Consider the following 6,466-nt stretch of genomic DNA (forward strand, 5'->3'; position numbering starts at 1 on the left):
GGACCGGTGACCGGCTCCCGGCGCCGAACGTGGGAGGATCGGAGGTGGCGGGCCGGGGCCGCGCACCTGGTCGCGCCGTTGCCGTACGCGAGGACGCGCGTAAGCAGGGCAGTACGAGGGCGCGAGCACTGAGGAGCACCGTTGAGCAGGTTGCGCTGGCTGACCGCGGGGGAGTCCCACGGTCCCGCACTCGTCGCGACGCTGGAGGGCCTTCCGGCCGGCGTGCCCATCACCACGGAGATGGTGGCGGACCACCTGGCGAGGCGCCGCCTGGGCTATGGCCGCGGTGCCCGGATGAAGTTCGAGCGTGACGAGGTCACCTTCCTCGGCGGTGTCCGGCACGGCCTCAGCATCGGTTCCCCGGTCGCGATCATGGTGGGCAACACCGAGTGGCCCAAGTGGGAGCAGGTCATGTCGGCCGACCCCATCGACCCGGAGATCCTGGCGGGCCTCGCGCGCAACGCGCCGCTGACCCGGCCGCGGCCCGGCCACGCCGACCTGGCGGGCATGCAGAAGTACGGCTTCGACGAGGCCCGGCCGATCCTGGAGCGGGCCTCCGCCCGGGAGACGGCCGCCCGGGTGGCGCTGGGCGCGGTGGCCCGGTCGTACCTGAAGGAGACGGCCGGCATCGAGATCGTCAGCCATGTCGTGGAGCTGGCCTCGGCCAAGGCCCCGCAGGGCGTCTACCCCACCCCGGCCGACGTGGAGAAGCTCGACGCGGACCCGGTGCGCTGCCTGGACGCGGACGCGTCGAAGGCGATGGTCGCGGAGATCGACCAGGCCCACAAGGACGGCGACACCCTCGGCGGAGTGGTCGAGATCCTGGCGTACGGCGTCCCCGTGGGCCTCGGCTCGCATGTGCACTGGGACCGCAAGCTGGACGCCCGCCTGGCGGGTGCGCTGATGGGCATCCAGGCGATCAAGGGCGTCGAGCTCGGCGACGGCTTCGAACTGGCGCGGGTGCCGGGCTCGAAGGCGCACGACGAGATCGTGAACTCGCCCGAGGGCATCCGGCGCGTCTCCGGCCGCTCGGGCGGGACCGAGGGCGGACTGAGCACGGGTGAGCTGCTGCGGGTGCGGGCCGCGATGAAGCCGATCGCGACCGTGCCGCGCGCCCTGCAGACCGTCGACGTGACCACCGGCGAGGCAGCCCAGGCCCACCACCAGCGCTCCGACGTGTCCGCGGTCCCGGCCGCCGGCATCGTCGCCGAGGCCATGGTCGCCCTGGTCCTGGCGGACGCGGTGGCGGAGAAGTTCGGCGGCGACAGCGTGCCCGAGACCCGCCGCAACGTGCAGTCGTACCTCGAGAACCTGGCCATCCGATGACCGCTCCCCAGGTGGTGCTGGTCGGCCCTATGGGCGTGGGCAAGTCCACCGTCGGGCAGCTGCTGGCCGAGCGGCTCGGCGTCGGCTACCGGGACACCGACGACGACATCGTCGCCGAGCAGGGCCGCACGATCGCGGAGATCTTCGTCGACGAGGGCGAGCCGGCCTTCCGGGCGATCGAGAAGGCCGCCGTGCGGCGGGCGCTCGCCGAGCACGACGGTGTCCTCGCGCTGGGCGGCGGCTCGATCCTGGACGCGGACACGCGCGCGCTGCTGGCCGGGCAGCAGGTGGTGTATCTCTCGATGGACGTCGAGGAGGCGGTCAAGCGCACCGGCCTGAACGCCGCGCGTCCGCTGCTCGCGGTCAACCCGCGCAAGCAGTGGCGCGAGCTGATGGAGGCCCGCCGCCACCTGTACGAGTCGATCGCCACGACGGTGGTCGCCACCGACGGCCGTACACCCGAAGAAGTCACCCGAATCGCGCTGGACGCACTGGAGTTGAAGGAAGCATGAGCGAGGCAGTGACGCGCATCCAGGTCGGCGGCACCGCAGGCAGCGAGCCGTACGAGGTCCTGGTGGGACGTCAACTCCTGGGTGAGCTCGGCGCGTTGATCGGGGAGAAGGCGCAGCGGGTCGCGATCATCCACCCCGAGGCGCTCGCCGACACCGGTGACGCGCTGCGCGCCGACCTCGCCGGGCAGGGGTTCGAGGCCGTCGCCATCCAGGTCCCGAACGCGGAGGAGGCCAAGACCGCCGAGGTCGCCGCCTACTGCTGGAAGGCGCTCGGACAGTCCGGCTTCACCCGCACCGACGTCGTGGTCGGCGTCGGCGGCGGCGCCACCACCGACCTCGCCGGGTTCGTGGCCGCGACCTGGCTCCGCGGGGTGCGCTGGATCGCCATCCCCACCACCGTGCTGGCCATGGTCGACGCGGCCGTCGGCGGCAAGACCGGCATCAACACCGCCGAGGGCAAGAACCTCGTCGGCGCCTTCCACCCGCCCGCCGGCGTCCTGTGCGACCTGGCCGCGCTGGACTCCCTGCCCGTCAACGACTACGTCTCCGGACTCGCCGAGATCATCAAGGCGGGCTTCATCGCCGACCCGGTGATCCTGGAGCTCATCGAGTCCGACCCGCAGGCCGCGCGCACCCCGGCGGGCCCGCACACCGCCGAGCTCATCGAGCGCTCGATCCGGGTCAAGGCCGAGGTCGTCTCCTCCGACCTCAAGGAGTCGGGCCTCAGGGAGATCCTCAACTACGGCCACACGCTGGCCCACGCCATCGAGAAGAACGAGCGGTACAAGTGGCGGCACGGCGCCGCGGTCGCCGTAGGCATGCACTTCGCCGCCGAACTGGGCCGTCTGGCGGGCCGGTTGGACGACGCGACGGCCGACCGCCACCGCACCGTCCTCGAATCGGTCGGGCTGCCGCTTCACTACCGCTACGACCAGTGGCCCAAGTTGCTGGAGACCATGAAGGTCGACAAGAAGTCCCGCGGCAATCTGCTGCGGTTCATCGTCCTCGACGGACTGGGCAAGCCCACGGTCCTGGAGGGCCCGGACCCGGCGGTCCTGCTGGCCGCGTACGGCGAGGTCGGCCAGTAAGTCCCGCGACGGGCGTTCCGCCTGATTCGCCTTGCGACAGGGGCACTTCGGGGCGCCCCCGGCCGTTTCACCAAACGAAGGCCGGGGGCGGTACCGTTCGGTGACGAGCGGGGTATGTACCACCCCGTAACCAGCGCCGATCAGCCTGCCGCGAGTGAGCCGGAGGGGCGCGTCGGAGACGAGAGAACGAGCGAGCACAGGCCCTCGGGCCGAGCACGGTCGGCTCCCGGCACCGACGCGAGCGTCCCGGAGGCGAGCAAGCCGAAAAGACGAGACGGAGTGGCACCGGATGCAGCACGCAGTGGGTTCTCCGCTGCCGCCGCCCCATCAGCCGGGGCAGGGACCCGCCGCCGGCTGGTCGCCGGCCGCACACCACCCGGGACCGCATCACCCGGGCGCGCACCAGGGTTCCGCCCCGGTGCCCCCACCGCCTCCGGCACCCGGTTTCACCCCGGCCCCGGTTCCGCCGACGCCGCAGCACTCCCCGGTCCCGCCGGCACCGCAGCACTCACCCGCGCCGGTACCGGACACCACCGGGCATGTGCCGCTGCCGCCCGGCGCCCCCGTGGGCGCCCCCAGTACCCCGCCCGCCGCTGTGCCCGATCCCGCCGGCACCACCCTCGCCGTGCTGCTCATCGGACCGGCGGGCGCCGGCAAGACGAGCGTCGCCAAGTACTGGGCCGACCACCGCAGGGTCCCCACCGCCCACATCAGCCTCGACGACGTGCGGGAGTGGGTCCGCTCGGGCTTCGCCGACCCCCAGTCCGGCTGGAACGACCACTCCGAGGCGCAGTACCGCCTCGCCCGCCGCACCTGCGGCTTCGCCGCCCGCAACTTCCTGGCCAACGGCATCTCCTGCATCCTCGACGACGCCGTCTTCCCCGACCGTCCGGTGGTCGGCCTAGGCGGCTGGAAGCGGCACGTCGGTCCGGGACTGCTGCCGGTGGTCCTGCTGCCCGGCCTGGAGATCGTCCTGGAGCGCAACGCCGAACGCTCGGGCAACCGCCGCCTGACCGACGAAGAGGTAGCCCGGATCCACGGCCGGATGGCCGGGTGGTACGGCTCGGGCCTGCCGATCATCGACAACAGTCAGATGGACGTGGCCCAGACGGCGAGGGTCCTGGACGACGTGCTGGCGCGGTCGATCGCGAGCCCACCGAGCTGGTGATCGCAGGAGCCGACGACGAACCCCCACTCGGCCTCTCCCGAACGGCGCCACACTCGTATGACTCCTACGCTCGTGTCATGTCAGAGGTGTACGTCACCCGGAGAACGAAGCTCAGGGCCCGCTGTCAAGCCAGCGGCAGCGCCACCGCGCTGATCACCCGTCCCGCCAACGTCCGCTATCTCGCGGGCACCGCCCCCCGCGGCGCCGTCCTCCTGCTCGGCGCCAGTGAGGACGTCCTGCTCTGCCCCGGTCCGCTGGACGACCGCATGGACGGCCGTCCCGACCAGGCCCTGCGGATCCACACCCTCCCCGGCGCCGCCGGCGACCCGGCCGTCGCCGCGGCCGACCTCGCTGCGGGACAGCACGCCGGCTCTCTCGCCGTCGAGGAACACCACCTCACCGTCGGCCGCCACCGAGCCATCCGCTCGGTCGTCCCGCGGCTGCTCCTCGCAGACCTCGCGGGCGCGGTCGAACAGCTCCGGGTCATCAAGGACGAGGAGGAGATCTCCTGCCTGCGCATCGGCGCCGAGATCGCCGACCAGGCACTGGGAGAACTCCTGGAGTCCATCCTCGTCGGCCGCACCGAGCGGCACCTCGCCCTCGAACTGGAGCGCCGTCTCGTCGACCACGGCGCCGACGGCCCGGCCTTCGCCACATCCGTGGGCACCGGTCCGAACGCCGGCCGCCCTGGCCACCGTCCCACCGACCGCCGTGTCGAGGAGGGCGATTTCCTCTCCGTCTGCCTGGGCGCGAACTACCGCGGATACCGCTGTGAGATCGGCCGTACCTTCGTCATCGGTACGTCCCCCGCCGACTGGCAGATCGAGCTGTACGACCTCGTCTTCGCCGCTCAGCGGGCCGGACGCGAGTCGCTGACACCCGGTGCGGCCTACCGTGACGTGGACCGTGCGGCCCGTCAGGTACTGGAGTCCGCGGGCCACCACGAGGGCCTCCCGACCCTCACCGGACACGGTGTGGGACTGGAAATCGACGAGGACCCGCAGTTGGCCCCCGCGGCCATGGGTAAACTGGACGCTTGCGTGCCGGTCACCGTCGAACCGGGGGTCCACCTCCCGGGACGGGGCGGCGTCCGGATCGATGACACGCTCGTCGTACGCCCCGAGGCGGACGGCGGACCCGAGCTACTCACCATCACGACCAAGGAGCTGCTCGCGCTGTAGGAGTGCGTGCGCCGGGGTCGTCCACGTCAGTCCAGGAGATTCCGCAACCGTGGCTTCCACGAACGACCTCAAGAACGGCCTGGTGCTCAAGCTCGAAGGCGGCCAGCTCTGGTCCGTCGTCGAGTTCCAGCACGTCAAGCCCGGCAAGGGCCCTGCATTCGTGCGCACCAAGCTCAAGAACGTGCTGTCCGGCAAGGTCGTCGACAAGACGTTCAACGCCGGCGTCAAGGTCGAGACGGCCACTGTCGACAAGCGCGACATGCAGTTCTCGTACATGGACGGCGAGTACTTCGTCTTCATGGACATGGAGACCTACGACCAGCTGATGATCGACCGCAAGGCCGTCGGTGACGCCGCCAACTTCCTGATCGAGGGCTTCACCGCCACCGTGGCGCAGCACGAGGGCGAGGTGCTCTTCGTCGAGCTGCCGGCCGCCGTCGAGCTCGTCGTCCAGGAGACCGAGCCGGGCCTGCAGGGCGACCGCTCCACCGGCGGCACCAAGCCCGCCACCCTGGAGACCGGTCACCAGATCCAGGTTCCGCTCTTCATCACCACCGGTGAGAAGATCAAGGTCGACACCCGCACGAGCGACTACCTCGGCCGGGTGAACAGCTAACCGTGGCTGCCCGCAACACGGCCCGCAAGCGCGCCTTCCAGATCCTCTTCGAGGGCGACCAGCGCGGAGTCGACGTCCTGACGGTCCTGGCGGACTGGATCCGGCTTTCCCGGGAAGACACCCGGCAGCCGCCGGTGAGCGAGTACACGATGCAGCTGGTCGAGGGCTACGCGGAGCACGCGAAGCGCATCGACGAGCTGATCGCGCAGTACTCGGTCGGCTGGACGCTGGACCGGATGCCGGTCGTCGACCGCAACATCCTGCGTCTGGGCGCCCATGAGCTGATCTGGGCCGACGAGACCCCGGACGCGGTGGTGCTCGACGAGATGGTGCAGCTGGCGAAGGAGTTCTCCACGGACGAGTCGCCCTCGTTCGTGAACGGCCTGCTGGGCCGGCTCAAGGACCTGAAGCCTTCGCTGCGCCGGGACGAGGCGTAGGACCGCGCCGGCACGACGCGTAAGAGGCGCGAAACGCCTGAGGGCCCGCAGCGAGACCGCTGCGGGCCCTCAGGCGTCTGCGTACGCGCGGGCCCCACAAGGCGCGCAGAAAGCCGCCGGGGTGGCCGGCACCGGGCA

Annotated in this window: 7 protein-coding genes; all 7 read left to right on the top strand. The window is 71.4% G+C overall.

Features of this window, described 5'->3' with window-relative positions:
• Positions 1–141 precede the first annotated feature (141 nt).
• Positions 142–1,326 carry a chorismate synthase gene (gene aroC, locus RNB18_RS49280; RefSeq protein ID WP_311720670.1) on the top strand — a complete coding sequence of 395 codons (1,185 nt, stop codon included), beginning with the start codon at positions 142–144 and terminating at the stop codon, positions 1,324–1,326.
• Positions 1,323–1,838, top strand: a complete 516-nt coding sequence (locus RNB18_RS49285) for a shikimate kinase (protein WP_311720673.1) — start codon at positions 1,323–1,325, stop codon at positions 1,836–1,838. The genes aroC and RNB18_RS49285 overlap by 4 nt, the downstream gene beginning before the upstream one ends.
• Complete coding sequence (gene aroB, locus RNB18_RS49290) at positions 1,835–2,926, top strand: 3-dehydroquinate synthase (RefSeq protein ID WP_059207965.1); 1,092 nt, start codon at positions 1,835–1,837, stop codon at positions 2,924–2,926. The genes RNB18_RS49285 and aroB overlap by 4 nt, the downstream gene beginning before the upstream one ends.
• Positions 2,927–3,215: 289 nt before the next feature.
• Complete coding sequence (locus tag RNB18_RS49295) at positions 3,216–4,094, top strand: Pro-rich N-terminal domain-containing protein (RefSeq protein ID WP_311720674.1); 879 nt, start codon at positions 3,216–3,218, stop codon at positions 4,092–4,094.
• 77 nt (positions 4,095–4,171) lie between these two features.
• Positions 4,172–5,275 carry an aminopeptidase P family protein gene (locus RNB18_RS49300; RefSeq protein ID WP_311720675.1) on the top strand — a complete coding sequence of 368 codons (1,104 nt, stop codon included), beginning with the start codon at positions 4,172–4,174 and terminating at the stop codon, positions 5,273–5,275.
• 49 nt (positions 5,276–5,324) lie between these two features.
• Positions 5,325–5,891 (top strand): elongation factor P, encoded by a 567-nt coding sequence (efp, locus tag RNB18_RS49305; RefSeq protein WP_057614159.1) that lies wholly within the window; start codon positions 5,325–5,327, stop codon positions 5,889–5,891.
• 2 nt (positions 5,892–5,893) lie between these two features.
• On the top strand, positions 5,894–6,328 hold the full coding sequence (gene nusB / locus RNB18_RS49310; RefSeq protein ID WP_057614158.1) for a transcription antitermination factor NusB: 435 nt from the start codon (positions 5,894–5,896) through the stop codon (positions 6,326–6,328).
• Positions 6,329–6,466 lie beyond the last annotated feature (138 nt).

It is taken from the genome of Streptomyces doebereineriae (assembly GCF_031845645.1).
In the GTDB taxonomy this organism is placed as follows: domain Bacteria; phylum Actinomycetota; class Actinomycetes; order Streptomycetales; family Streptomycetaceae; genus Streptomyces; species Streptomyces canus.

Coding starts and splice junctions, on each gene's coding strand:
- RNB18_RS49300 (WP_311720675.1), top strand. CDS start 4,172: ATGTCAGAGGTGTACGTCACCCGGAGAACGAAGCTCAGGGCCCGCTGT.
- RNB18_RS49285 (WP_311720673.1), top strand. CDS start 1,323: ATGACCGCTCCCCAGGTGGTGCTGGTCGGCCCTATGGGCGTGGGCAAG.
- RNB18_RS49295 (WP_311720674.1), top strand. CDS start 3,216: ATGCAGCACGCAGTGGGTTCTCCGCTGCCGCCGCCCCATCAGCCGGGG.
- aroB (WP_059207965.1), top strand. CDS start 1,835: ATGAGCGAGGCAGTGACGCGCATCCAGGTCGGCGGCACCGCAGGCAGC.